A 26,065-nucleotide genomic window follows, 5' to 3' on the forward strand; every position below is an offset into this window, starting at 1 on the left:
GAATCCGGCAGTCCGGTCCCGACCTCGTTTACAATGCGCGGTGTTTGCCGGGTGAGCCGGCATCACCGAATTTTGTGAATGAGGTTTCCATGATCATCAAGCCACGCGTGCGCGGCTTCATCTGCGTCACCACCCATCCCGTCGGCTGCGAGGCCAACGTCAAGCAACAGATCGAGTACGTGAAGGCCCAGGGCCCGATCGCCGGTGGCCCGAAGAAGGTGCTCGTGATCGGCGCATCGACCGGTTACGGCCTCGCCGCGCGCATTACAGCCGCCTTCGGTAGCGATGCCGCCACCCTCGGCGTGTTCTTCGAGCGCGCGGGCAGCGAAACGAAGCCGGGCACGCCGGGCTGGTACAACACCGCCGCCTTCGACAAGTTCGCCACCGAGAAGGGCCTGTACGCCAAGAGCATCAACGGCGATGCGTTCTCCAGGGAAATCAAGGCCAAGACCATCGAGACCATCAAGCAGGACCTCGGTCAGGTCGATCTCGTCGTCTACAGCCTGGCCGCACCGCGCCGGACCCACCCGGAAACCGGACAGGTGTTCAACTCGGTGCTCAAGCCGGTGGGCCAGTCGGTCACGCTGCGCGGCATCGACACTGACAAGGAAGTCGTGAAGGAGTCGGTGTTCGAGCCTGCCACGCAGGAGGAAATCGAGAACACGGTGGCCGTGATGGGGGGCGAAGACTGGCAAATGTGGATCGACGCGCTCTCCGAAGCGGGCGTGCTCGCCCCTGGCGCCAAGACCACGGCCTTCACGTATCTCGGCGAGAAGATCACGCACGACATCTACTGGAACGGCTCGATCGGTGCCGCCAAGAAGGACCTGGACGAAAAGGTGCTGAACATTCGCGCCAAGCTTGCCGCGAATGGCGGCGATGCCCGCGTGGCCGTACTCAAGGCGCTCGTGACGCAAGCCAGCTCGGCGATCCCGATGATGCCGCTGTACCTCTCGCTGCTGTTCAAGGTGATGAAGGCCAACGGCACGCACGAAGGTTGCATCGAGCAGATCTACGGTCTGTACAAGGACAGCCTGTACGGCGCCACGCCGCATCTCGATGAAGAGGGGCGCGTGCGTACCGACCAGAAGGAATTGTCGCCGCAGGTGCAGGGCGAAGTCTCGGCGCTTTGGGGCAAGGTCACGGACGAGAACCTGTACGAACTGACCGATTTCGCCGGCTATAAGCACGAGTTCCTGCGCCTGTTCGGCTTCGAGGTCGATGGCGTGGACTACGATGCCGACGTGAACCCCGACGTGCCGATCCCGCATCTCGTGGCGTAACGCCTAGCGCCGTAACGCGCGTACCGCCGTAAAGGCGCAACGAACGCGGCAGTGCGGCGGTACCGCGCGATTCGCGGTTCGGTTTGCGCCGCATCGTGACAATGGCCCGGGTCCGGCGATTCGCCGGCTCGGGCCATTGCCGTTTGGGTCGCAGGGCCCGGCGTTATGTCCGCCGATGCACTTGTGTCGGGCGTCAGCCGCCGCGGGTCAACTCGACGATGCGCTCGGCCAGCGCGCCGCACGACAGCGGCGACGACCCCTCGGCCTTGTTGTTGACGATCACATAGACGGGATGCCCGGCGAGCGCGTAATGCGTGGCCAGCGAGGCGAGCACGTCGCGCGTGAGTGGGTCGGGATCGACGATCCTGTCGAACGGGGCGTACTTGGCCTTGGCCTGCTCGTAGCGGTGTGCGCTGTTCAGATTCCATCGCACGACCAGCGGTCCGGCGCCGGCTTCGTCGAGCATCGCCAACGCCGCGGCCTGCCGCTCGACATGCGGCATGCGCGCGTGCAGTCCGATGCAATAGCGCACGCCCATCTGCCCGAGCGCCCGCATGAGACGTGGAGTGAGCAATGCGCCGTCGCGAATCTCCAGCGCGTAGCACGGCCCCGGGAGCGGATTGCCGTGCGCCGCCGCGATCGGCCCGGACGGCAGCGGCGGCAACGCGGCGAAAAACGCCTCGATGCGCTGGATCAGACCCGGCACGTCGCGCAGCAGCTCGTTCGGAAGCGGCGACACTTGAAAGACCAGCACGCCGGCTTTGGGTCCCAGGCCGGCCAGACACGGCGCCACGAACTGCTCGGTCGCGATGCGCGCGTCGAGAAAGCAGGGGTTGGCGCGCAGCCCTTCGCCCTTCTCGCCGCGCACGAGTGCGTCGGTGACCACGCTCGGCGCCTTGACGAGAAAGCGGAAGTCGTCCGGCACCTGCTGCGCATACTTCTGGTATTCGACGATCGACATCGGCTTATAGAACGACCGGTCGATTCCCACGCAACGCAGCACGGGATGACGCGCATAGGCGCTCAACCCCTGCCGGGAGAGCTTGGTGTCACTGTAATCGTCGTCCCACACGATGCCCCGCCACCCGGGAAACGACCATGACGAAGTGCCCAGGCGGATATTGGCGGGCAACTGCGCGCCCAGCGAGCGCATGGCGGACGTGACCTCGGCCGCGCCGACGTCGCCGCGGCGCGCAGCGGGCGTGCGTCGCGCGGTGCCGTCGGCGGCCTGCGTCGGGGAGGTGGAGCAAGTGGCGGAAGGGGCGGAGCCATCGATCTGCCCGGCACGCCTGTCTGGCGCGGGATCGTCAGGCGGGGCGCCAAACAGATCGAACTGGCTCATCGATTCTCGTACATGTACCGGCGCGACCAGGGCAGACGCGTGGCCGATTGCCCCGCCTTGCGGCACACGACCTGGTAGATCGACACGTGGTCGTGTTCGAATGCGTACGCGCAACCTGCCAGATAGACGCGCCACACGCGGAAGCGCTCCTCGCCGGCGAGCTCGCGCAGGCGCGGCGCATGGGCCTCGAAGCGCTCGGACCAGCGTGTGAGCGTGCGCGCGTAATGACGACGCAGGCTCTCGACGTCGCTCGCCTCGAGCCCGCCGCGCTGCATCGCTTCGAGCGCAAGGCTGATGTGAGGCAATTCGCCGTTCGGGAAAACGTACTTGTCGATGAATTCGCCGCCGCCCATGGCCGTCTCGCCACTGTCCGGGTCGGTCGAGGTGATGCCGTGGTTCATGGCCACGCCGTCGTCCTTGAGCAGCGATGCCATTTTCCCGAAGTAGTCCTTCAGGTTCTTGCGCCCAACGTGCTCGAACATGCCCACGCTCGTGATGCGGTCGAACTGACCTTCCACGTCGCGATAGTCCTGAATGCGGATCTCGATCTGATTCTCGAGACCGAGCTTCTTCACGCGCTCGGTGGCCAGATCGAACTGATTCTGCGAAAGCGTCACACCTAGGCACTTCGCACCGAACTTCTGCGCCGCGCGAATCACCAGCGCACCCCACCCACAGCCGATGTCGAGCAGTGTCTGCCCCGGCTGCAACTGGATCTTGGTGAGGATGTGATCGATCTTCTTTTCCTGCGCGGTGTCGAGGTCTTCGTCGCCATGCTCGAAGTAGGCACACGAATACACCATGTTCTTGTCCAGCCACAGCTGATAGAACTCGTTCGACACGTCGTAGTGAAACTCGATCGAGCGTTTGTCGGACTTCTTGCTGTGATTGAAATGACGAACGGCGCGCTCGAGCGGACCGATCGCCGTGAGGCTGCTGCCGGCCAGGGCGTAACTCATGTCGATGACGTCGGCCAGCTTGCCCTCCACGTCGATCTCGCCCTTCACATACGCTTCTCCGAGATTGTCGAGGCTGGGGCTCAGCAAACGCGTCATGGCTGCCGGGCCGTTGATGCGCAGCGTGACGCTCGGGTTGTCGAAGGCGCCGAAATCATAATGCTGGCCATTCCAGAGCGCGAGGCGGATCGGCAGATTCGAGGATGTCTTGACGCCGCTGACCCAGTTTTCGAGTTTTTTCTCCCACAACATGGATGTGCTCCAAGTGTCACCAAAAAAACCTTCATCCGTACCGCACGGCACGGTGACGTCTCCTCGTCAAACGGGCGGGCAGGCGTACCGCGTCGGCGTCGCCGACACAACGATTACGGGGACAGGCGCGCTACGCGCCACGTTCCATCGGCAAGCCGGAAATACTTGATTCGATCGTGCAGGCGCGATTCGCGGCCTTGCCAGAATTCGATGCTCTCCGGCACGAGCCGGTAGCCGCCCCAGTGCGGCGGGCGCGGCGGGGCGTCGCCGAACTGGCGCCGGAAATCCGCTTCGCGCTGCTCGATGATGCTGCGATCGGCCACTTCGGCGCTCTGCACCGAGGCCCAGGCGCCCAACCGCGAGCCCACGGGGCGCGAGTGGTAATAGGCGTCGCTTTCCGCTTCGCTCACCTTGTCGACGCGGCCCTCGATGCGCACCTGGCGCTCGAGTTCGATCCAGTGAAACAGCAGACAACCGTATGGCGTGGCCGCCAGTTCCTGACCCTTACGCGACTCGTAATTGGTGAAGAAGGTGAAACCTTGCTCATCGGCACCCTTGATGAGCACGATGCGGGCGTCGGGCTTGCCGTCGGGCGTCACGGTGGCGAGTGTCATGGCGTTCGGTTCGGCCAGCTGGGCCGCGAGCGCCTGCTCGAACCAGCGTCGAAACTGATCGAACGGGCTGGGCGCCACGTCGGTCTCCGAAAGGGAGCCGAGGGCATAGTTTTTGCGCAGGTCCGCGAGAGAAAGCGTCTGGGTCACGACGATCGTTGTCGGTCTGTAGCGGTTGGGGGTTGCGAGACAGTATAGCGAAGAGTCAGCCAATGTGCGCACGTGGTGATTTGCCGCATCGCGCCGCGGACGGTTCCCCGAAAGCCAGACAGGGCGGGGATCTCACGCCATGTGCTTGATATTTAAGGAATGAAATATTTTTTGCCGCGTTGCCGTCGGGGTATTCGTCGGCGGGCGGCGCGGCGTCGCCAAATCCCTCAGGCCGACAGGGGCATTGCCATCGATTCGCCGCCGCTGCAACGGGCGGCGGCCGGGGCGCGGGAAATGCCCGGGTTGCCCGCCGACCCGCCTGACCGGAGCGGCCACGGCGGTCACCGCGAAACCGAGGGCCGCGTGGGCATCATGGAGCCTCTCGATTCGCGCCGAAGGCGGGGGCGGACGGCGCGGGCTTGCCGGACGTCCTGCCCGGCGCCCGGGCGGTGCCGTTGGCGTCGGGCACCGGCTTGACCCTGGCCGGATTGCGGCTCGGCGGGCGCTGCAGGTGCGCGAGCAGTTCGCCGCAAGGACTGTCCTTGCCGGGGCCGAGCTCGAGCAGCGGGATGAGCGCGGTGTACGGGGCGATCACTCCCAGGGCGATGGCGCCGCCGGCGCGTGCCACCAGCGTTGGCACGTTCACGCCCACGTCGGGGTGCTTGAAGGTACCGCGCACGTAGAGGGGTGAGCGCAAGGTCAGCAAGCCGAAGTGTTTGGGTTCCGGACGGATCGTCAGATTGAAGTGCTCGCGCTTGAGATCGACCTGGCCCGTCACGCCGATGCTCGTGTCGTCGGTGTCGATCACGAACGTTCGCGCGTCCATCACACCGTCCTTCACGGCGAAGTCGGCCGCGGCGCAACGCATCTCGATCTGCTTGTCGCCGAAGAGCTTGGTGAGCACGATGTTGCCGACGTTCAGTCCCAGGTATTCGAGCATCAGCTTGCTGACCGAGCCGCGGTCGATCAGCGTCTTGATCTCGCCGTCCGACGACCCGGCCAGCGCCGCGATCGAGTTGCCCGTCGCGGTGAGCGCCGCGTCGCCGTTGACTTCCCCGACGCTCGTTTTCATCAGGTCGACGTCGGGAAGCAACTGCTTCATCTTCAGATGGCGTAGCGACACCTGCGAATCGACCTTCATCGGTTCGGTCTGGCCATCGAGCACGAGGTTGGACGTGATGCGCCCGCCCGCGACACCGAACTCCAGCGGCTTGAGCGAGAGCACGCCGTCGTCGAGCACCAGGTGGGTGACGAGGTTGTCGATCGGCAGGCTCTTGTCCTTGATGATCTTGCGGCCGGTGAACTGTACGTCGGCGTCGATGGTGCGCCAGCGATCGGTCTTGAACGGGTCGACCGGCAGCACCTTGTCGGACGGCGGCGCTTTCGTCTTTGCGCTCAGGTCGCTGCCGCCCGACGGGTTCTTGCCGCCCACGACCGGGCCGAGGTCGACCAGTCGCAATTGATTCGACACCACTGCGCCCTGCAGCAGGTTGCGCGGCTGACGCTGACGGAAGACCAGCGTGCCCGACAGGTCGCTCTGGCCGACCTTGCCCTGGAAGCGCTCGTAGCGCCATACACCCGCCGTGTGCAACAGATGGCCGTTCGTCTCGTAGGCCGGGGTCTCCGGCAGCAGCACTCCGGTAATCGGATACAGGTCGGCCATGGTCGGGCCGGCAAGGCGCAGATGCATGTCCAGGGCGGAGAGGGTAGCCGGGTTGGTAAACGTGCCCTTTGCCGCGATTTGCGTGCGGCCGATGCGCACGCTCGCGTCGAGCGGATAGGGTTCGCCGGTGTCTTCGAGCGAGAGCACGTCGCCGCCACGCGCCTTGCCCGTCACGGCGACCTTGCGGAACGTGCCCTTGAGCGTGACGCCGATGCCGTAAGGTGCCTGGCCGTCGATGGTGGCGATGTTGGCGCTCACGTCCAGTTGTTGCGGCACGATGTTGGCGCGCACCACACCGTCTTCCAGAATCAGCCGGCCAATGCGCAGCTTCCATGGCGAAGGCTCGCCGTTGCCCTTGGCGAATGTCCAGTTGTTGCGCCCGTCGGCCTGCTCCTCGATGAGTACTTTCGGCGCGGAGAGCGCGACTTCCGGCAGCACCACGTGCTTGTCGAGCAGTGGCAGCCATTCGAGCGAGAAAGTGAGCCGGCCGAGCGTGATCATGTACGGCGCCTGGCTCCACGCAACATTGCCTAACACGATATCATTCGCGATCAGGCGAGGCCGCGGCAGCCAGCGCCCCAGTCCCGGGGCCTGCGCGTTCGGCGCCAGCCAGTGCAGCGAGAGGTCGCCCCGGATTTCAAACGGGCGTCCGGTCGCGGTGCTCACTTCCCGGTTGATGAAGGGCCGGGCGTAGTTCCAGTCAAACCACGTGATGAACGCCGCGAATGCCAGCACGGTGGCGACTATCGTGATCGCCAGCCATTTCAAGGACGTTACCCATCGCATCATGAACAGTACCCCGTCGATCGTTGTTGCTCCGGTGCCCGCCACGCCATCGGAGGTGGATTTTGACGCGAATCGCCGCTTCGGCGGGATTGCGCGCTTGTACGGTGACGACGGTCTCGAGCGTTTGCGCGAAGCGCACGTGGCCGTCATCGGCATCGGCGGCGTCGGCTCGTGGGTGGCGGAGGCGTTGGCGCGAAGCGCCGTGGGCCGGCTCACCCTCATCGATCTCGACAACGTCGCCGAAAGCAATACCAATCGTCAGGTGCACGCACTCGATGGCAACTTCGGCAAACCGAAAGTCGCCGCGATGGCCGAGCGGGTCATGGCCATCAATCCTGCCTGCCAGCTTACGCTTGTCGAAGACTTCGTGGAGCTCGAGAATCTCGACGCCATGTTGGGCGTTGGATTCGACTGGGTGGTCGATGCCATTGACAGCGTTCGCGTGAAGACTGCGCTGATCGCATGGTGCGTGGCGCATGCGCAGCGCCTGATCACCATCGGCGGGGCTGGCGGTCAGATAGATCCGACACGCATCCGCATCGACGATCTCACTCGCACGATCCAGGATCCATTGCTGGCAAAAGTGCGTGCGCAATTGCGCAAGCAACATGGGTTTGTCCGTGGCCCGAAAGCCAAGTTCAATGTGCCCGCCGTGTACTCCGATGAACCGCTTCGCTATCCCGAGGCCGTGTGCACGCCGGGCGAAACGCCCGACGACGCCGCGGGTCCGCAGGGACTGAATTGCGCGGGTTTCGGCTCGAGCATGTGTGTGACAGCGACATTCGGCATGGCCGCCGCCGCGCACGTTCTCAAGGGCGTTACCCGGGTGCGCGCCTGACGGCAAAATTTTCCCAAGCCGTGTGCGTCGTGTCTGTAACTAAAGGTTACGGATGAAGGGGTGATGAGCAGGGGCATCGCGACCGACGTTGTCGCGGCTGTCGCAAGAGACAAAAGAAAAACGGCCGGATCGGTCCATCGACGTCCGGCCGTGGTTCATGAGGTGCGATGTCCGGTGACGTGCCGCTCGCGCCGCTTTCACCGTTTCGTTATGCATGACGAAGCCATCGGACCTCGCACGATGATCAGCGAAGTTCGCGGCGCAGGACCTTGCCCACCGGTGTCTTCGGCAGTTCGGTGCGGAATTCGATCACGTGCGGCACCTTGTAGTTCGTCAGGTGCTGCCGGCAAAAGTCGATCACGATCTTCTCGCTCAGGTCCTGCGACTTCTTGACGATCACCGCCTTGACGGCTTCGCCCGTGCGCTCGCTCGGCACGCCCACGACCGCCGACTCCAGCACGCCCGGACACATCGCGAGCACGGCTTCCACTTCGTTGGGATACACGTTGAAGCCCGACACGATGATCATGTCCTTCTTCCGGTCGGTGATGCGCACATAGCCCAGCTCGTCCATCGTACCGATGTCGCCGGTGCGCAGCCAGCCGTCGGGCGTGATCGTTTTCGCTGTCTCGTCGGGGCGGTGCCAATAGCCTTTCATCACCTGCGGCCCACGCACGCAGATTTCACCTTCCTGGCCGTAGCCGAGCGCTTCGTTGGCATCATTGCGGATGCTCACTTCAGTCGACGAGATCGGCAGGCCGATCGAGCCGTTGAACTCGCTGCCCATCGGATTGATACAGACGGCGGGCGACGTCTCGGTGAGGCCGTACGCCTCGATCAGCGGATGCCCGGTGGTCTTTTGCCAGCGTTCGGCGACCGCGCGTTGTACGGCGGCGCCGCCGCCCAGCGCGCACTTGAGCGAGCTGAAGTCGAGCTGATCGAAGCCGGGGGTGTTGAGCAGGCCGTTGAAGAGCGTGTTCACGCCGGTCACGAACGTGAACTTCCACTTGCCGAGCTCCTTGACGAAGCCGGGCATGTCGCGCGGGTTGGTGATCAGCAGGTTGAGCGCGCCCAGTTGCAGAAACACCAGGCAGTTCGCTGTGAGGCAGAAGATGTGATACAGGGGCAGGGCGGTGACGATGATCTCCTCGCCTTCCTCCAGACCGGAGCCGATCCAGGCGCGCGCCTGCAGCATGTTGGCGATCATGTTGCGGTGCGTGAGCATGGCGCCCTTGGCCACGCCGGTCGTGCCGCCGGTGTATTGCAGGAAGGCGATGTCGTCGTGACCCAGTTGGGCCTCGTCGTGCTTCGCACGAGCGCCTCGCGCCAGGGCGGTGCGGAACGGCACCGCGTGCGCGATGTTCCACTCCGGCACCATCTTCTTCACGTGGCGCACGACGTAGTTCACGATCCAGCGTTTCGGGGCGGGCACCAGGTCGCCGATGGCGGTGGTGATCACATGCTTGACCGGCGTATTCGGGAGCGCTTTTTGCAGCGTGGCGGCGAAGTTTTCGATGACGACGATGGCGCCGCAGCCCGCGTCCTTGAGTTGGTGCTCGAGCTCGCCCGCCGTGTATAGCGGGTTCACGTTCACCACGACCATGCCGGCACGGAGAATGCCGAAGACCGCCACCGGGTACTGGAGCAGGTTAGGCGACATGATGGCCACGCGCGAGCCGCGTTCGAGCCCGGGCAGGCTTTGCATGTAGGCGGCAAAGTCACGCGACTTGCGCTCGAGTTCGGCAAACGTCATCGTCACCCCAAGGTTGGTGAACGACGGACGATCCGCAAACTTGCGGCAGCTTTGCAGGAACAGATCGTTCAGCGAACGGTACTGGTTGACGTCGATCTCGGCCGGCACGCCGGGCGGGTAGCTCTTGAGCCAGACTTTTTCCATGAGCGCCTCCTTGAATTTGGTTTTTATCGCATCGTCGTCGCCGGGGGAAGAGCCTGGGCGCGCGGTGCGTCATTTGATCGCATTGCTTGCGGCGAAGCGAGAGCGGGGGCCGCGCCCGGGCGTCTCGTTCCCGTTGCGGTCTCGCGTGCGCGGTGGACGCACTCGTCGTTGCGTTGCAAAAAGCCGTAGCATACCGTGCCGTCTCCGGTGCGAGCACATGGAAAGCCCTGATTTGATGCGGGTTTGCGTGGAGTGTTTGCTCTAGCGGCAAAGTCTTGCCAGTGGAGGGGATTCCGCGCTAATCCCGCATGGAATGACCGAAGCGACGGTCAAATCGGGGGTGCGCGGCAAAAGAGTTGCAAAAAACACTTGCGTGACGGGGCGGTTTCTTACATAATTCTGTTCTCACAGCGCGGCTGTAGCTCAGTTGGATAGAGTACTTGGCTACGAACCAAGGGGTCGTGGGTTCGAATCCTGCCAGCCGCGCCATCTTATTTCGAGGGTCTCCTCACGGGGAGGCCCTTAGTTTTTCGGGAATGCCGATCAGCAGCAGGATCGTCTGACAGGTGTCTCGCGCAGTACGTGCGGCTGTAGCTCAGTTGGATAGAGTACTTGGCTACGAACCAAGGGGTCGTGGGTTCGAATCCTGCCAGCCGCGCCAACTCAGTTGGCAGAAACGCTCCAGAGGCGAAAGCTTCTGGAGCGTTTTTCGTTTGGGTGGACGAAAGCTGTCGCCTAGACGCCCGCAGGCCCCTGACTCGGCACGGGAGAAGGCGCCGCCGAAGCCGGCACTTGCGAAGTGTCCGACGTGTCCGACATGTGTGTCGTTTCCGGCCCGACCTGCCACCCCAGTCCCAGCGCCTTTTGCAGCGTGACGAACGACTTCAGCAACTGCGCGTCGCCCGCGACACGATCCTGTTCGGCCGAGAAGCGCGTGCGCTCGGCGTCGAGCCAGTCGAGCGTGCTGGCGGTGCCGGCGCGATAGCGCTGCCGGGTCAGCGTGGCCGCGCGCGTCGCCGAGGCTTCCACGCTGCGCAGGCGGTAGACGTTTTCCCGCTGATGCCCGTATCGCGCGAGCGCCACGTCGGCATCGCGCAGCGCGCCCAAAACCGTGCTTTCGTACTTCGCCTGCGCCTGATCGCGACCGGCTTTCGCGCCGTCCACGCCGGCTTGCGTGCGGCCGAAGTCGAGCACGTTCCATTGCAGACGCGGCATCGCCATCCAACTGAAGTTTTCCTTGCGCACCAAATGACCCGGATCCAGCGCCGAGTATCCGAGTTCACCCATGAGAGAGAGCTTCGGGAACCAGTTCGCGGTCTGCACGCCGATCTGGGCGTTCTGCGACGCGAGGCGTCGCTCGGCGGCGCGAATATCCGGGCGGGCCTGCAATAGCGCGGACGGATCACCGATCGCGACCTTGGCTGGCACGCTGGGCAAGGTCTTGGGCGCTTTGAGTGCCGCGTCGAGTGCGCCGGGCGCGCGGCCCGTGAGCAGTGCCAACTGATCGAGCGATTCGATGACATCGGCCTCGAGCGGGAGCACGCGCGACTGCGTTTGTTCCACTTGCGTGACGAGCCGTTCGACGTCGAGCTCCGACGCTACCCCACCCGCGCGACGCTGGCGCGTGAGATCGAGCATTTCCCCTTCGAGCTGCGCCGAATCGCGCACGAGTGCCAGGCGAGCCTGCTGATCGCGCAGTGCAACGTATGTCTGCGCCACTTCGGCGGCGAGCTGCACGTGTGCGTCGGCAAGGTCTTCCGAGGCGGCATCGGCGTCGGCGCTGGCCGCTTCCACGGCGCGGCGCGTTCCGCCGAAGAGATCGATTTCCCAACTGGCGTCGAACCCGGCGAGATACAGATCGAGCGGACCGCGCCCGCCGCCCCCTCCACGGTTTCCACCGTCTTCGCCAGTTTGTCCGCCGAGCAGGCTCAGATCGGGCGAACGCGTGCGCACCATGGTGAGGTCGACGCCGGCCTTCGGCAGCAGATCGGCCTGATGGCTGCGCAAGCTCGCGCGCGATTGACGCACCTTTGCCTGCGCCGCGCGAATGTCGGGACTGCGCGCGATGGCATCGTCGATGAGTGCCGTGAGCTGGGCGTCGCCAAGCGCCGTCCACCAACGTGCGACGCCGGGCGCATGCGCCTCGACGCCTTCGCCGGCGTGTGCGAAGGTGCCGCCTGCACGCAGCGCCTCGCCCGCGACCTCGGGTGCGCCGTGGTAGTCGGGGCCGACGGTACAACCGGTGACGAGCAGGGCCGCCGCGATGGCCAGCGTTCTGATGGGAAGGGTCATGTCGTTCAATGCCCGCCGGCACTGAAGCCGGTCGGTTGCTTGAGCATCAGGGCAAGCGGCACGCAAAGCAGCAGTGCAATACCCAGTGCGTAGAAAGTTTCGGAAAATGTGATCACGCTGGCCTGCCGTGCGATCTCGGCGGCAAGCTGCGCAGTCGCCTGAAGTTGCGCGTGCACCATGTCCCCCGATTGTGCGAAGAAGCCCGCCGCGTTGGCCGCGAGGTGCTCCTGGCCCAAGGGGCTGTTGGCGGTGATGGTCTCGCGCAGCATGGCGTCGTGATAATCGGTGCGGCGGTCGATCAGCGTGCCGAGCAGGGCCAGCCCGACCGAGCCGCCGAGGTTGCGGGCCATGTTGTACAACCCGGCGGCGTCGCCCGCATCCTGAGCGTCGACCGCCGCCATCGAGGCCTGGTTGAGCGGCATCATCGCGAGCATCTGTCCCACGCCGCGCAGCAGTTGCGACACGGTGAAGTCGTGACCCACGCTCTGGGCGGTGAGGTCGATGTCGAGCATGCAACTGCCGAAGAAGCAGAGCAGCCCGAGAATCACGAGCAGGCGAATGTCGACACGGCTGATGAGCCGCGGCAGGAACGGCATCATCAGAAAGGCGGGCAAACCCGAGAGCAGCATGATGTTGCCCGATTGCTGTGCGTTGTAGCCCGCGATCGTCGCGAGAAACTGCGGCAGCAGATACGACACGCCGTACAGGCCCGCCCCTACCGTGAAGACGATGTAGATGACGCTGGCGTAATTGCGGTTGCCGAGCAGCGAGAGCTTGACGATCGGCTTCTCGGCCGTGAACTGCGCCACCAGCATCATGCCGATGCCGAGCACCGAGAGCGCCGTGAGCCAGATGATCATGTGCGAGTCGAACCAGCGCTCGCGCTGACCTTCCTCGAGCACCACGGTAAGCGAGCTCAGGCCGATGGTCAGTCCCACGATCCCCAGCCAGTCCGCCTTGAAGAACGCCTGAAGGTCGGTCGGCTCGCGCTCGAGGCCCAGCATGAGCAGCGCGACGATCGCCGCGGAAATCGGCAGGTTCAGGAAGAAGCACCAGCGCCAGTTGGCGTTCTCCGTCAACCAGCCACCGACCACCGGCCCGAGTAGTGGGCCGAGCAGCACGATCAGGCCGAACATCGCCATGCCCACGGGCATCTGATGACGCGGCAGGCGCGTACGGATGATCATCTGGGCGGTCGGAATCATCGCGCCGCCGGCAAACCCTTGCCCGACGCGTCCGACGATCATCTCCGCCAGGCTGCCCGATGCGCCGCACATCATCGAGAAGAGCGTGAAGAACACGGCGTTGAGCATCAGGAAACGTCGCAGTCCGAGCACGCGCGTGAGCCACGCGGCGAGCGGAATCATCACGATCTCCGACATCAGGTAGCCCGTCGAGATCCAGGTGCCCTCGGTGCCTGACGCCCCGATCTGCCCCTGAATCTGTGGCAGCGCCGAGTTCGTGATGGAGATGTCGAGCGTGGCGAGCAGGGCACCGAGCGCCCCGGCGGCCACCGCCACCCAGTCCGCTGCCGACGCATTGCGCGGCAGGGCGCCGGGCGTCGCGGCACCTGGCAGGCTGACGTCAGCCATGCTGCACGCCCCCATTGTGCGACGCGGACCCGGTGCCACCGGTGTTCGACGGCAGGCTCACGGCGGGCCCCACCGACGCGTCGAGCGGTGCGCTCAGCGAGAGCGTCGTCCGCGCGGCGTTGCTGCCTTGTTCCGCCTGCCTGGCCGGAGCGCCCCGCGCCGGTCGGTGGGTGTCGACGTCGGCCGTCACCGACAATCCCGGCAACAACACCGCGCGCAGGGATTCGGGCACGTCGAGACGAATGCGCACCGGAACGCGCTGCACGATCTTGGTGAAGTTACCCGTGGCGTTTTGCGCGGGAAGCAGCGCGAACTGCGCGCCGGTGCCGGGCGAGAGCGAGTCGACCACGCCGTGGATCGGCTCGCCCGGCAGCGCGTCGACGTGCACCGTCACCGGTTGCCCGGCACGCATGTGACCGACCTGCGTCTCCTTGAAGTTTGCCGTCAGGTAGACGTTCTGAACCGGCACGACCGTCAGCAGACGCGTGCCGGGTTGCGCAAACTGGCCAACGCGAACGGCGCGATCGCCCACGCGGCCGGCCAGCGTGCTCTTGACGACAGTGTCGGCCAGATCGAGCTCCGCCTTGCGGGCGCCGGCCTGCGCCACCGCCAGTTGAGCCCGGGCCTGCGCGAGTGCGGCATCGAGCGTATCGGTCTGGCGCTGGGTCGACTGCAGACTGGCCTCGTTGCTCTTGAGTGCGGCGTCGGCGCGAGTGCTTGCATTGCGCAATTCGGCCAGGCGCTCGTCCGTCTCGGCACCCGTAGCCACGAGTGGGGCGTAGCGCCTGACCTGACCGGCCGAATACGCCGCGTTGGCGCGTGCGCTGTCGAGTTCCGCCCGCGCCTGAGCGATGGTGGCGGCGTGCTGCGCGAGTTCGGCCTGTGCGCGGGCAACGTCGGCTTCACGGGCAACGACCGTCGCACGCGCCTCATCGTAGGCCGCCTGGTACTGACGGCTATCGAGCCGCACCAGCGGTTGGCCGACGCTCACCGTTTCGTTGTCACGCACCAATACTTCGGTGACGTAGCCGCCCACCTTCGGCGCGACGGTCATGCTGTCGGCCTGCAGATAGGCATCGTCGGTGGATTCGATGAAGCGCCCGACGAACCACCAATGCGTGCCCCAGCCGAGGCACGCCACCATGCCCAGCGCGAGCGCGCCGAGCAAAAGGCGTTTGCGGCGTGGGTTGCGCGGGGTTTGCGTTGGCCCGGGTGTGCGCGCGCTCGCCTCGGCGCCGCCGTCTCTGGCGGCGGGCGAATCGACGCCGTGCACGGCGCCATGCGTTGATTCCGCCGGTTTGACCTGTGCTGCCGTCGTCATGCGCGTTCCTCAGAATTATTCCAATTGGCAGAATTATTCCAGTTGATCGATTTATGTCAAGTGTTATATTTTTGACGAAAGTTTTGGCAAGCAAGGAGTGACATGACAGGGACTTCACGCGCCGGGCGCGCACGGAGTGCCGCTGCGCGCCCGCGCCATGCGGTCGACACGGGGTATCAGCGCGGTGAGGAAACACGCGCGAGGATTATCCTGGCGGCGATCAAGTGCTTCGGGGAATATGGATTCGCGGGCGCGTCCACGCGCGACATTGCCGCCGAGGCGGGCGTGAACGCGCCGGCGCTGCAGTATTACTTCGATAACAAGGAAGGGGTGTACAAGGCGTGCGTGGAGTACATCGCGGACCTCATCCTTGGGCAGATGAGCGCGGCGATCGAAGCGGCCGAGCAGGTGCTGATCGATCCGGCCTCGACCGACCGGCAACTCATCGACGCGTTCCTTGAATTGCAGAACCGCAAGGCGGGCTTCATGGAGGAGGTGCCGGAGATTGATGGCTGGCACATGTTCATGGCGCGCGAGCAGGCGGGGCTGGGCCCGGAGGCGGGCTTCAAGGTGTTCCACGAGCGTGTCTCGAGGCGTCTGGCGGCGGTCGGCGCGGGCATCGTGACACGCCTTGCCGGCGTGGCGCCCGACGATGAGGCGATGCGCATTCGCGCCGTGTGCATCAGCACGTTGGGCATGGCGTTTCGCGTGATGCGTCGCTCGGTCGATTGCTCGATGGGATGGGACGGCGAGCCGAACCCCGAACGCAACCGGATGGTGCGCGACGCCGTGCTCGAACAAACGCGCTATCTGCTCGAGCGCACGGTGCGGCAGCGCAAGGCGTCGGGCCGCTAGCGCGGCCGCCCGACGCGGGGCATGCGAGATGCGAGAGTGGGCTAGGGTGGGCGAGGACGGCCGTCCTCGCCGGAGGCTCAGAAGATGTGGCGGATACCCGTTGCCACGCCCACCTGTGTCGAATTGCCCGGCAGTTCGATGCGCGCCGCACCACTTACCTTGTTGTAATCGACGGTGCCGTAGATCTGGGTGCGTCGGGACAGCGAGTACTCGGCGAGCAGCACATACGTATAGCGGCGGCCCGAGCCGGCATCGCCCGCCTGCGCGTTGATGTTCCTGATGTCGTCGAAATACGCCGCACCGGTGATGGCGAGGTTCGGCATCGCCTGCACGGTGGTGCCGAGATAGAACGTCATGTCCTTGCGCGGATTGTCATTCAGGTTGCCGGTGGCGACCGTGTGAGCCGGGTCGTTGAGCGTGCCGTCGAGCCAGCCGCTGCGATCGCGCCCGCCCATGTAGCCGACGAACACCCTGGCGATGGAAACGCTGTAGATACCGCCCAGGCCCCACATCTGCTGCACGCGTTTGGCGGCGTCGCGGGCCTGCTGGTAGACACCCGCGACCTGCAACGGCCCCATGGCATAGGCTGCGCGCGCGCCCCAGTAATTGCTGGCGGCCATCGTGCCGGCGGTATTGCCGAAGCCGTAGGTCGCGCCGACCGACAGGCCGCCGAACGTACCGGCATAGCTCACGGCATTGTCGACGCGCCCGCGCGTGATGTTGTACATCCACGAGTTGTTCGCATAGTTGCCGATCGTGAGCGGGTCGAAGTCGCCGTAGACGTTGAACGCCTCCGTGGCCTGACGGCCGAGCTTGACGGTGCCGTACTGGTTTTGCAGGCCGACGAACGCGTAGCGGTCGAACAGGCGCGGATTGTTCGTGAGTTGACCGTTCTGCGGATTGATGCCGGACTCGAGCTGGAAGATCGCCTTCATGCCGCCGCCCAGGTCTTCCGATCCCTTGAAGCCGAAGCGGCTGTTGGTCACGGCGCCGTTGGCGACTTGCCAGAGGGCGTCGTTGTTGGCGTTTGCGTTGGTCTGATAACGCACGCTCTGGTCGACGATCCCGTAAAGGGTGACCGAGCTTTGCGCTGCGGCGGCGGTACTGAAGGCAAGGCCGCAGGCGGCCGAGAGCACGGCCAGACCGGCCGGAATTGCGGACTTCATGAGTCTCCTTTGTTGTCTTGAAGACGTTCAGGGCGTGTTCAAACCTCCGCGTCCGCGATCGATTTCGCAGCGCACGGAGCGATTCGGCACGACAGCAGCCATCGCCGAAATCCGCCCGGTATGTCGAGGTGCCGAAATGCCGCCTGCGTCCGGCCGCCTGGGCAGGGACCGCACACCAGCGCAAAAACGGAACTTGCTTGCTATTTCTGTCGGAGAACTGGCGGCGGGTCGAAGGATCTGCCAGAATTTGGGAAAACTTGACGGATTCTGCCAATGAACCTCGACCTTGCCGATCTGCGCATTCTTCGCCATCTCGAACTCAACGGTCGCATCTCCAACCAGGAGCTTGCCGATGCCGTCGGCTTGTCGCCGTCGGCATGCCTGCGCCGGGTGAAGCTGCTCGAAGATCGCGGGGTGATTTCCGGGTATCGCTGCATCGTGGACGCACAGCATATCGGGCTGGAGTTCGAAGCGCTAGTGCAGATCACGCTGCGTCCGGACGTGGAACAGTGGCATGAAAAGTTTCTGGCGTGCGTGCAGAACTGGCCCGAAGTGGTCACCGCGCGCATCGTCACCGGCTCGGCCAATTACATCCTGACAGTAAGAGCGCGCAACCTCGCGCATTACTCCGACTTCATCGTCAATGAGCTGTACCGCGCCCCGGCCGTGATGTCGATTCAGTCGAACATCGTGCTCAAGACGATCAAGAACGCGCAGTCGCTGGTCGATCTCGTCAGGCAAAAGTAAAAAATATAGAAGATATTAACTAATTCCCGTGGCGCGAGACATCGCGCGAGGGCAATCCCAGCAGAGCAGGACAGAAGAAGAGACGCAGCATGGAAGTCATTACGACCATCGAGGACTTGCGGGTTCTCGCGCAGCGGCGGGTGCCGCGCATGTTTTACGAGTATGTCGATTCGGGGTCGTGGACCGAGTCCACCTATCGCGCCAACGCGGCGGATTTCGCCGGTATCGGGTTCCGTCAGCGGGTGGCGGTCAATATCGAGCATCGCAGCACTCGCTCGACGATGCTGGGGACGCCGGTCGCCATGCCGGTGGCGCTCGCCCCGACGGGGATGACCGGCATGCAGCATGCCGATGGCGAAATCCTCGCGGCCCGCGCGGCCGAGGCGTTCGGCGTGCCGTTCACGCTCTCGACCGTGTCGATCTGTTCCATCGAGGACGTGGCGGCGCACACGAAGGCGCCGTTCTGGTTCCAGTTATACGTGATGCGCGATCGCGACTTCATCGAGCGATTGATCGATCGCGCCAAGGCGGCGGGGTGTTCGGCGTTGATGGTGACGATGGATCTGCAGATCAGCGGCCAGCGTCATCGCGACATCAAGAACGGTCTGTCGGCGCCGCCGAAGCTCACGTTGCCGAACATCGCGAACATGATGACCAAGCCACGCTGGTGCATGGGAATGCTCGGCACGCGGCGTCGCACGTTCGGCAACATCGTGGGGCATGCCAAGGGCGTGGACGACATCGGTTCGCTCGCCGCGTGGTCGGCGGCGCAGTTCGACCCGTGCCTGTCGTGGAACGATGTCGAGTGGATCAAGAAGCGTTGGGGCGGGAAGCTGGTACTCAAGGGCGTGCTCGACCCGGAAGACGCGCGCGCGGCGCGCGATACGGGCGCGGATGCGATCGTGGTGAGCAACCATGGAGGGCGTCAGCTCGACGGCGCGATTTCGACGATTCGGGCCCTGCCGGACATCGTCTCGGCGGTGGGACGCGACATGGAAGTCTGGCTCGACGGCGGCGTGCGCTCGGGGCAGGACGTGATCAAGGCGCTGGCGCTGGGCGCCAAGGGCACGCTGATCGGTCGCCCGTTTCTGTATGGCCTCGGCGCGATGGGGCAGGCGGGCGTGCGTCGTGCGCTCGAGGTGATCGCCAAGGAAATGGACGTGACGATGGCGTTGACCGGACGCACGACGATCGACCGGCTCGATACGTCCATGCTCATCCCCGGCAGCTACCCGACGGGAATCGGGCCTTATCTGCCGGAGCCGGGCGGCGAGTGACCCGCCTGCCCGGCCTGCCCCTCGAAAATCGGGACACGCCGGGCGCATGAGGTAAATCGTCTGCGCCAGGCGCCGGCCGATCAATGATGATGGTGCTTGCGATGGCCGCGGCGCTTGCCGCGATAGTCGTCGTCGTACGAGTTCGAACGCGACATGTTGCCGCCGAGCGCGGCACCCGCACCGCCGCCCACCGCTGCGCCGATCAGACCGCCCGAGCGCCCGCCCATCGCGTTGCCCGCGGCGGTACCCGCGCCGCCGCCCAGTGCGCCGCCGAGAATGGCGCCGGTGCGCTCGCGGCGGTTCGAGGTGATCGCGCCGCCGGCGCCGCCGCCGACAGCACCGCCCACCACGGCGCCGGTGCTGCCGCCCAGCGCGCCGCCCACGGCAGCGCCCGCGACACCGCCCAGCGCACCGCCGAGGGCATTGTTCATATCACTGGCCGAAGCCGTCAGGGAAGTGGTGGCGGCCAGAGCGGCGATCGCCATCATCGGAAAAATTCGCTTGAACATGAGTCTCGATTTCCATTCGGATTGACGCGACGCAAGTATAAAGACGCGTCGGCCCCTCGCCGCGGTCCCATTGTTTCGCCTGACGTAAGACGGGTAACAAAGTGTTTCGGTGCGTGCATTCGTAAGGATTCGGCTATACGTCGTCATTGCCGCGCCGCCGCGTTCCCGCCTTCATCTCCGCCACGAAGCGGTACAGTTGCGCCGCGGCGGGCGAGAGCGGGCGGGCCTTGCTTCGGATCATGCCGACGCGCCGGCTCACGACCGGATCGATCAGCGGCACGCTGGTCAGCAACGGGTGGTCGCCGCCGGGCATGGCCATCGTGGGTACCGCCGCCACGCCCAGTCCCGCTTCGACCAGACCGAGCATGGTCGTGACGTGCTGTGTCTCGCAAATGCTCGGCGGCCGCTGCGGCAGTCCCGTCAGCGCCTGATCGAGCAGCAGCCGGTTGCCAGAGACCTTGCCCACCGTGATGTAGTCGTACTCGTAGAGTTCGCGCCACGTCACCCGCTTCTTGCCGGCAAGCGGATGGTCGCGGCGACAGGCCGCCACGTAGCGTTCCTGGAGCAATAATTTGAATTCGATGTTCGGCTCCTGACTGCCGATGAAATTCAGGCCGAAGTCCGCGTCGCCGTTGGCCACCGCTGCCAGCACTTCGTTCGCGCTGGCATCGAGCACCGAGATACGGATGCGTGGAAACGCCCGGTGGTAACGCGAAATGACCTGCGGCATGAAGTAGTACGCCGCCGATGGCACACAAGCGATGGTCACGTGCCCGAGGCTCGACGACGCCACATCGCGAATGCCGAGCAGCGCATTGTCCAGATCGTCCAGAATCCGCTCCGCATCACGGGCAAACGCACGGCCCACGTTGGTGAGCGCCACGCGCCGCGTGCTGCGCTCGAACAGCTTGACGCCCAGCGCCTCCTCCAGCTTGTCGATCCGGCGCGAGAGCGCCGGTTGCGAGATATGGATCGACTCGGCCGCGCGGCGAAAGCTCGAGAGCTGTGCCACCGCGCGAAAGGCCTGCAAGTCATTCAGGTCGAAATTGATCGCCATGTCGTAGGGACGTCCAGAATTCCGGGGTAAGGGTCGCGAGCGCGCCGGCCGGCATCGCGGCGCCCGACGGAGTGCCGCGCAGTGTAGCGTGTTACCGATCGGTAGGCGCATTAGCACTCTACGATTGATAGCCTATGCGCATCAATCCTTCCAAAACTTGCAATTCACAAGCGACGAACTTCCGGCGCAACATTGGCGCCTTCCAGAATGCGTCCACGGCGAAGAAAAGCGCCCCCGGCGAAGACGCAGAACGTCGATTCATTGACGGCCCGATCCTCCGGGCCGCAAGCAACACGGAGACAGCGCATGTCACAGCGCCCCAATGACGCCAATGACGCGGTTTCGCGTCGCCCCTCGAAAGCCGGCGCGGTCCTGCGCGTGACTGCCGGCAATTTCCTCGAACAGTTCGACTTCTTCCTGTTCGGCTTCTACGCCACCCAGATTTCCCGTGTCTTCTTTCCGACGAACAGCGAGTTCGCCTCGCTGATGCTCACCTTCGCGGTGTTCGGCGCGGGCTTCCTGATGCGACCGCTCGGTGCCATCGTGCTGGGCGCGTACATCGACAATGTCGGCCGGCGTAAGGGGTTGGTGACCACGCTGGCCATCATGGCGAGCGGCACGATCCTGATTGCCTTCGTGCCGGGCTACGAGACGATTGGGCTCGCCGCGCCGGTGCTGGTGCTCATTGGCCGACTGCTGCAGGGTTTCTCGGCGGGGGCGGAGTTGGGCGGCGTGTCGGTGTACCTGGCCGAAATCGCCACGCCGGGACGCAAGGGGTTCTACACGAGCTGGCAGTCGGCCAGCCAGCAGGTCGCCATCGTCGTCTCGGCGGCCCTCGGCTTCACGCTTTCGCTCACGCTCAATGCGCAGCAGATCGCGGCCTGGGGCTGGCGCTTGCCGTTCTTCGTGGGCTGCATGATCGTGCCGGTGATCTTCGCCCTGCGCCGCTCGCTTCAGGAAAGCGACGAATTCAAGCAGCGCAAGCGCCATCCTTCGCTCGGCGAGGTGTTCCGTTCCATGGCCGCCAACGCGGGCGTGGTCATCGGCGGCACCATGCTCGTGGCGCTCACGACCACGGCGTTCTATCTGATCACCGTCTACGCGCCGACGTTCGGCAAGAGCGTGCTGCACCTGTCGAGCGCCGACGCGCTGCTCGTCACGCTGTGCGTGGGCGTGTCGAACTTCATCTGGCTGCCGATCGGCGGCACGTTGTCCGATCGCATCGGGCGCCGTCCGGTGTTGCTGCTCTTCGCCGGTCTCACGCTCGTGTCCGCATACCCCGTGCTGACGTTCCTCGTGCAGGCGCCGAGCTTCTCGCGCATGCTCGTCGCACTGCTGTGGCTGTCGTTCCTGTATGGCATGTACAACGGCGCCATGATCCCGGCGCTGACCGAAGTGATGCCGCCGGAAGTCCGTGTGGCCGGCTTCTCGCTCGCTTACAGCCTCGCCACGGCAATCTTCGGCGGCTTCACGCCGGCGCTCTCGACCTATCTGATTCACGCCACGGGCGACAAGGCGGCGCCCGGCTACTGGATGAGCTTCGCGGCGCTGTGCGCGATCTGCGCAACGTTGATGCTCTATCGCCGCCGTGCGGGCGGCCAGGGCAGCACCCGCGCGGAACTTGCCGCCGGCTGATGCCGCGCACCTCGCCCGCCGCCCGCGCTCCTTCGGCGGGGCGGCGCGCCCGAGGCAGATTTCCCTGTCCGACGCCGTCGCGCGTCCGTAATCCCCAAAAGCAAAATTCAGAGAGACAACACCATGAAAATCACTGCTGCCCAGGCTCGCATGCGTCGCCTGTTGACCGTCTTCGGCGCCGGCATTGCCGCGGCGACGCTGCTCGCCGCCACGCCCGCCGTCGCGGAAGAACTTCACGTGATGAACTCCGGCGGTTTCACCGCGGCGTACAAGGTGCTGCTGCCCCGGTTCGAGGCGTCGAGCGGCGACCACGTCGACACCGCGTGGGGCCCGTCGATGGGCAAGGCGCCCGAGGCTATCCCCAATCGTCTGGCGCGCGGTGAAACGGCCGACGCCGTGATCATGGTCGGCTACGCGCTCGACGATCTCATCAAGGCCGGCAAAGTGCGGGCCGACTCCCGCGTCGACCTGGCGGACTCGCGCATCGGCGTGGTGGTCCGGGCAGGCGAGGCCGTGCCCGACGTGAGCACGCCCGACAAGCTCAAGGCGGCGTTGCTCGCGGCGAAGTCGGTCGCGTATTCCGATAGCGCCAGCGGCGTCTATATCGAGCGCGAGCTGTTCAAGAAGCTCGGCATTGCGGAGCAGATGCACGGCAAGGGCGTGATGGTGCAGAAGACGCCCGTGGCCGAAAAGGTCGCCGCCGGCGAGTACGCGCTGGGGCTGCAACAGGTCAGCGAGCTGCTGCCGGTCAAGGGCGTGAGCTTCGCCGGCAAGATCCCCGAGTCGCTGCAATCGGTCACGCGCTTCGCGGGCGGCGTGCCGGTCAATGCGCCGCATCCGGAAGAGGCGAAGAAGCTCTTGATGTACATGGCCGCGCCGGACGTGGCGAAGGACGTCCGGTCCACCGGCCTCGACCCGCTCGTGCATTGAGCGTCGGCGTGCGTGCAAGTCTCCTGACCCGATGGGGTTGGACGACGAGACAGGCATAATTTTCGCTCGGCAACCTTGGCGGGTTTGGCACACAATGACGTGTCAAACCACGGCGTCGCCAACGACGACGCCACGCCAAGGAGAGAGACATGGCCATCGCGCCAGCCACACCGTCCCCGGCCGCTCGCGCCGGGCGCACCGGCCCTCACGACGTCCCCGCGCTGGATGACATCGTCGCGCTCGACGCGCTGGCGCTGTCCGACGCCATCCACAAGCGCCGCGTGTCATGCCGCGAAGTGATGCAGGCATACCTCGCGCACATCGCGCGGCACAACCCCGCGGTCAACGCGATCGTGTCGCTGCGAGACGCCGCTGCACTGCTTGCGGAAGCCGACGCACGCGATCGTCAATTGGCCAGCGGCGAGTCGCTTGGCTGGATGCATGGCATGCCGCACGCGGTCAAGGATCTGGCGTCGTGCGCCGGGTTGCCTACGCGCAAGGGCTCGCCGTTGACCTCCACGGCGCCCGACACGCAGGACAGCATCAGCGTGTCCCGCATTCGCGCCGCGGGCGCGATCTTCATCGGCAAGACGAACGTTTCCGAGTTCGGTCTGGGCTCGCACAGCTACAACCCGGTGTTCGGCGCCACGCGCAACGCCTACGACACCTCGCGCGTCGCGGGCGGCAGCAGCGGCGGGGCGGGCAGCGCGCTCGCCCTGCGCATGCTGCCGGTCGCCGACGGCAGCGACATGATGGGCTCGCTGCGTAACCCGGCCGCATTCGGTAACGTGTACGGCTTCCGACCCTCGCAAGGGCGCGTGCCGTACGGTCCGGCGCCGGAAGTTTTCGTCCAGCAACTGAGCACCGAGGGACCGATGGGGCGCACGGTCGCCGACGTGGCGCAGCTGCTCGCCACGCAAGCGGGCTATGACGCTCGCAGCCCGCTCTCGATCGCTCGCGACGCCTCGCACTTCCCCGCGTCGCTGCAACGCGATGTCAAGGGACTCAAGCTCGGGTGGCTCGGCGACTACGGCGGCCACCTGCCCATGGAAGACGGCGTGATGACGCTATGCGAGGCGGCGCTGCATGACTTCGCCGCGATGGGATGCGAAGTCGAAGGCTGCACGCCGGACTTCGCACCGGACCGTCTCTGGCAGACGTGGCTGACGTTGCGTCACTGGCTCGTGAACGGTGCACTGGGTGAGATGTACGCCGATCCGGCGCGTCGCGACAAGCTCAAGCCCGAGGCGCAATGGGAAGTGGAGGGGGGCAATGCGCTGCGCGCGGCCGACGTCTTTCGGGCGTCGGTCGACCGCAGCGAATGGTATCGCTCGCTGGCGCGCCTGTTCGAACGTTACGACTTCCTGCTGATGCCATCCGCCCAGGTGTTCCCGTTCGATGTCGATACGCACTGGCCGACGGCCGTGGCCGGCAAGTCGATGGATACGTATCACCGCTGGATGGAAGTGGTCATCGGCCCCACGTTGGCGGGTTTGCCGGCGATCAGCGTGCCGGTCGGATTCGACGCCCGAGGCTTGCCGATGGGGCTGCAGATCATCGGCCCGGCGCAGGCCGATCTCGCCGTGTTGCAACTGGCCCATGCCCACGAGCGACAGACGCAGTGGGTGAGCCGTCGCCTGCCGCCGATGCTCGCGGGCGCCGCGCAACGCTGAATCACGCTGAATCGCAGGGGCGCGTCGGACGGCACGGTCGATGCCGTGCGTGCCGGTCGCCGCCGCTCGGCTTACCGGCCGCGCGTCGCCCCGGCCTGCGCGCGCAGCGGGCGAAGCAGCTCGCCCAATGCGTTGTGGTCGATCTCGTGCATGAGCGCAAGCAGACGGCCGAGCTCGCCCGGGGGGAATCCTTCGCGGGCGAACCAGCTCAGATAGTTGCCCGGCAGGTCGGCGATGAGCGTGCCCTTGTGCTTGCCGTAGGGCATTGGCGTGGTCACGAGGCGCATGAGCGCGTCGGCGTCGAAATCGGTCATGAAATGCGAGCGGGGCGGACGAAAGCCGACACGCTACCACATGCAGCGTCCGGGCATGGACGCGGGACATGCCCGAAGTCCCTGGCCCGCCCGCATGCGCCACATCACCCCCAAGCGTCGGACGCGCGGCATCCGTCCGGCGTGTCAGACGCGCGACATCAGCAGTTGCCAGCCCGCCGTGCCGAATACCACCGCGAGGCAGCCGTCGAGCCAGCGGCGAATGCGCAGGTAGAGGCGGCGTGCCGCGTGCGTCGAGAAGAGAACGGCATAGCCGCAGAACACCGTCATCCCGATGGCGGCGCAGCCGGGTACTACCGCCAGCGGCATGCCGCCGTTTGGCGGGGAGGACAGTGCGGCGACGGAAACCCACCCCAGCACCGCTTTCGGATTGGTCAGGTGAAACAGTGTGCCGCGCACGTACAGGCGTTGGAGCGACAGCCTGCCGTCGTCGTCGATCGGCACGAAATTCGACGCCTGGGCACCGCGCAGTGCCGCGCGTCCCGACTTGAAGGCCAGCCACAGCAGATAGGCGCCGCCGAAGAGCTTGATGGCGATCAGGAATTGGGAATAGGCGAGCAGCGTGGCCGAAATGCCCAGCATGGCGACCATCGCCCAGAAGAGCGATCCCGACATGACCCCCAGCGCGAACGTCAGTGCCGGCCTGCGCCCGTGGCTTGCGGCGATGGACAGGATCGCAAGATTGCTCGGCCCCGGGCTGGCCGCGTTGACGAAGTACGCCGTGAAGGCGATCAGCAGGTGAGCGGAAGCGGAAGCGGAAGTGGTGGCGGTCATGGCGGAACGCAGGCGGGCGTGGGATTTGCGCAGTGTCGCGGTGCCCACGTCGTCGCGCCATGGACAGTTCGTCGATTGGCGGCCGGGCCAGTTGCTTCGGAGCGAGGCCATGGGCGTCGATGGATCG

General features: G+C 65.5%; 21 protein-coding genes and 2 tRNA genes. 10 read left to right on the plus strand and 13 right to left on the minus strand.

The genetic code is table 11. The annotated features are described in order from the left end of the window. The first annotated feature begins 89 nt into the window (after positions 1-89). The gene (gene fabV / locus LV28_RS30990) at positions 90-1,283 is read left to right on the plus strand and encodes an enoyl-ACP reductase FabV (RefSeq protein ID WP_023594949.1); all 1,194 of its coding nucleotides are present in this window, start codon (positions 90-92) and stop codon (positions 1,281-1,283) included. Between the two features lie 193 nt (positions 1,284-1,476). Here the strand turns inward: fabV and LV28_RS30995 are convergent, their stop codons facing one another. The 4 genes from LV28_RS30995 to LV28_RS31010 all read right to left on the minus strand — a co-directional run bounded on the left by LV28_RS30995 (position 1,477) and on the right by LV28_RS31010 (position 7,046). After that, the gene (locus LV28_RS30995; RefSeq protein ID WP_038618316.1) at positions 1,477-2,625 is read right to left on the minus strand and encodes a DUF72 domain-containing protein; all 1,149 of its coding nucleotides are present in this window, start codon (positions 2,623-2,625) and stop codon (positions 1,477-1,479) included. Next, positions 2,622-3,833: a class I SAM-dependent methyltransferase gene (locus LV28_RS31000; protein WP_038618313.1), complete on the minus strand. Its 1,212-nt coding sequence runs from the start codon at positions 3,831-3,833 to the stop codon at positions 2,622-2,624. The genes LV28_RS30995 and LV28_RS31000 overlap by 4 nt, the downstream gene beginning before the upstream one ends. Positions 3,834-3,946: 113 nt before the next feature. Next, positions 3,947-4,594 carry a pyridoxamine 5'-phosphate oxidase gene (gene pdxH / locus LV28_RS31005; protein WP_023594952.1) on the minus strand — a complete coding sequence of 216 codons (648 nt, stop codon included), beginning with the start codon at positions 4,592-4,594 and terminating at the stop codon, positions 3,947-3,949. A 370-nt stretch (positions 4,595-4,964) separates the two neighbouring features. Next, positions 4,965-7,046, minus strand: coding sequence for an AsmA family protein (locus tag LV28_RS31010; protein WP_038618311.1), 2,082 nt, complete (start codon positions 7,044-7,046; stop codon positions 4,965-4,967). On the opposite strand from LV28_RS31010, the gene tcdA reads away from it, so the two are divergent. Next, positions 7,045-7,881 (plus strand): tRNA cyclic N6-threonylcarbamoyladenosine(37) synthase TcdA, encoded by an 837-nt coding sequence (tcdA, locus tag LV28_RS31015; RefSeq protein WP_038618309.1) that lies wholly within the window; start codon positions 7,045-7,047, stop codon positions 7,879-7,881. The genes LV28_RS31010 and tcdA overlap by 2 nt on opposite strands. Before the next feature lie 244 nt (positions 7,882-8,125). Here the strand turns inward: tcdA and LV28_RS31020 are convergent, their stop codons facing one another. Then, entirely contained in the window at positions 8,126-9,778 is a 1,653-nt protein-coding gene (locus LV28_RS31020) for an AMP-binding protein (protein ID WP_038618305.1), read from the minus strand. Positions 9,779-10,190: 412 nt separating this feature from the next. Here LV28_RS31020 and LV28_RS31025 point away from each other — a divergent pair. Next, positions 10,191-10,267: transfer RNA gene (locus tag LV28_RS31025), tRNA-Arg, on the plus strand. 95 nt (positions 10,268-10,362) lie between these two features. After that, positions 10,363-10,439: transfer RNA gene (locus LV28_RS31030), tRNA-Arg, on the plus strand. A gap of 74 nt (positions 10,440-10,513) precedes the next feature. Here LV28_RS31030 and LV28_RS31035 read toward each other — a convergent pair. From LV28_RS31035 to LV28_RS31045, 3 genes are read right to left on the minus strand one after another with little or no spacing between them, the layout of a single operon-like run. Beyond that, on the minus strand, positions 10,514-12,070 hold the full coding sequence (locus tag LV28_RS31035; protein ID WP_081326830.1) for an efflux transporter outer membrane subunit: 1,557 nt from the start codon (positions 12,068-12,070) through the stop codon (positions 10,514-10,516). 5 nt (positions 12,071-12,075) lie between these two features. Continuing rightward, positions 12,076-13,662, minus strand: a complete 1,587-nt coding sequence (locus LV28_RS31040) for an MDR family MFS transporter (RefSeq protein ID WP_048806700.1) — start codon at positions 13,660-13,662, stop codon at positions 12,076-12,078. Then, positions 13,655-14,983: an HlyD family secretion protein gene (locus LV28_RS31045; RefSeq protein WP_048806417.1), complete on the minus strand. Its 1,329-nt coding sequence runs from the start codon at positions 14,981-14,983 to the stop codon at positions 13,655-13,657. The genes LV28_RS31040 and LV28_RS31045 overlap by 8 nt, the downstream gene beginning before the upstream one ends. A 102-nt stretch (positions 14,984-15,085) precedes the next feature. On the opposite strand from LV28_RS31045, the gene LV28_RS31050 reads away from it, so the two are divergent. Then, a complete protein-coding gene (locus LV28_RS31050; protein ID WP_048806416.1) occupies positions 15,086-15,838 on the plus strand; it encodes a CerR family C-terminal domain-containing protein in 753 nt (250 codons plus the stop codon). Positions 15,839-15,915: 77 nt separating this feature from the next. On the opposite strand, the gene LV28_RS31055 is transcribed toward LV28_RS31050, so the two are convergent. Beyond that, positions 15,916-17,004: a porin gene (locus LV28_RS31055; protein WP_023594960.1), complete on the minus strand. Its 1,089-nt coding sequence runs from the start codon at positions 17,002-17,004 to the stop codon at positions 15,916-15,918. Between the two features lie 273 nt (positions 17,005-17,277). On the opposite strand from LV28_RS31055, the gene LV28_RS31060 reads away from it, so the two are divergent. Together LV28_RS31060 and LV28_RS31065 are read left to right on the plus strand one after the other, a co-directional pair. Beyond that, positions 17,278-17,751 (plus strand): Lrp/AsnC family transcriptional regulator, encoded by a 474-nt coding sequence (locus LV28_RS31060; protein ID WP_023871924.1) that lies wholly within the window; start codon positions 17,278-17,280, stop codon positions 17,749-17,751. Between the two features lie 89 nt (positions 17,752-17,840). Continuing rightward, on the plus strand, positions 17,841-19,028 hold the full coding sequence (locus LV28_RS31065; protein WP_038618302.1) for an alpha-hydroxy acid oxidase: 1,188 nt from the start codon (positions 17,841-17,843) through the stop codon (positions 19,026-19,028). An 80-nt stretch (positions 19,029-19,108) separates the two neighbouring features. On the opposite strand, the gene LV28_RS31070 is transcribed toward LV28_RS31065, so the two are convergent. Beyond that, complete coding sequence (locus tag LV28_RS31070; protein ID WP_023594962.1) at positions 19,109-19,537, minus strand: hypothetical protein; 429 nt, start codon at positions 19,535-19,537, stop codon at positions 19,109-19,111. A 133-nt stretch (positions 19,538-19,670) separates the two neighbouring features. Next, a complete protein-coding gene (locus tag LV28_RS31075) occupies positions 19,671-20,594 on the minus strand; it encodes a LysR family transcriptional regulator (RefSeq protein ID WP_023871922.1) in 924 nt (307 codons plus the stop codon). 306 nt (positions 20,595-20,900) lie between these two features. Between LV28_RS31075 and LV28_RS31080 the strand changes: the two genes are divergently transcribed. From LV28_RS31080 to LV28_RS31090, 3 genes are all read left to right on the plus strand, one after another. Then, positions 20,901-22,229, plus strand: coding sequence for an MFS transporter (locus LV28_RS31080; RefSeq protein ID WP_038618299.1), 1,329 nt, complete (start codon positions 20,901-20,903; stop codon positions 22,227-22,229). Between the two features lie 150 nt (positions 22,230-22,379). Then, on the plus strand, positions 22,380-23,159 hold the full coding sequence (locus tag LV28_RS31085) for a substrate-binding domain-containing protein (protein ID WP_038618296.1): 780 nt from the start codon (positions 22,380-22,382) through the stop codon (positions 23,157-23,159). A gap of 149 nt (positions 23,160-23,308) precedes the next feature. Continuing rightward, positions 23,309-24,832 carry an amidase gene (locus tag LV28_RS31090; protein ID WP_081326831.1) on the plus strand — a complete coding sequence of 508 codons (1,524 nt, stop codon included), beginning with the start codon at positions 23,309-23,311 and terminating at the stop codon, positions 24,830-24,832. Between the two features lie 71 nt (positions 24,833-24,903). Here LV28_RS31090 and LV28_RS31095 read toward each other — a convergent pair whose 3' ends face one another. After that, positions 24,904-25,146: a DUF3820 family protein gene (locus tag LV28_RS31095; protein WP_023594968.1), complete on the minus strand. Its 243-nt coding sequence runs from the start codon at positions 25,144-25,146 to the stop codon at positions 24,904-24,906. Between the two features lie 144 nt (positions 25,147-25,290). Continuing rightward, positions 25,291-25,938, minus strand: coding sequence for a LysE family translocator (locus tag LV28_RS31100; protein WP_029754782.1), 648 nt, complete (start codon positions 25,936-25,938; stop codon positions 25,291-25,293). Between the last annotated feature and the right edge of the window lie 127 nt (positions 25,939-26,065).

This window comes from Pandoraea pnomenusa (genome assembly GCF_000767615.3).
Lineage (GTDB): Bacteria > Pseudomonadota > Gammaproteobacteria > Burkholderiales > Burkholderiaceae > Pandoraea > Pandoraea pnomenusa.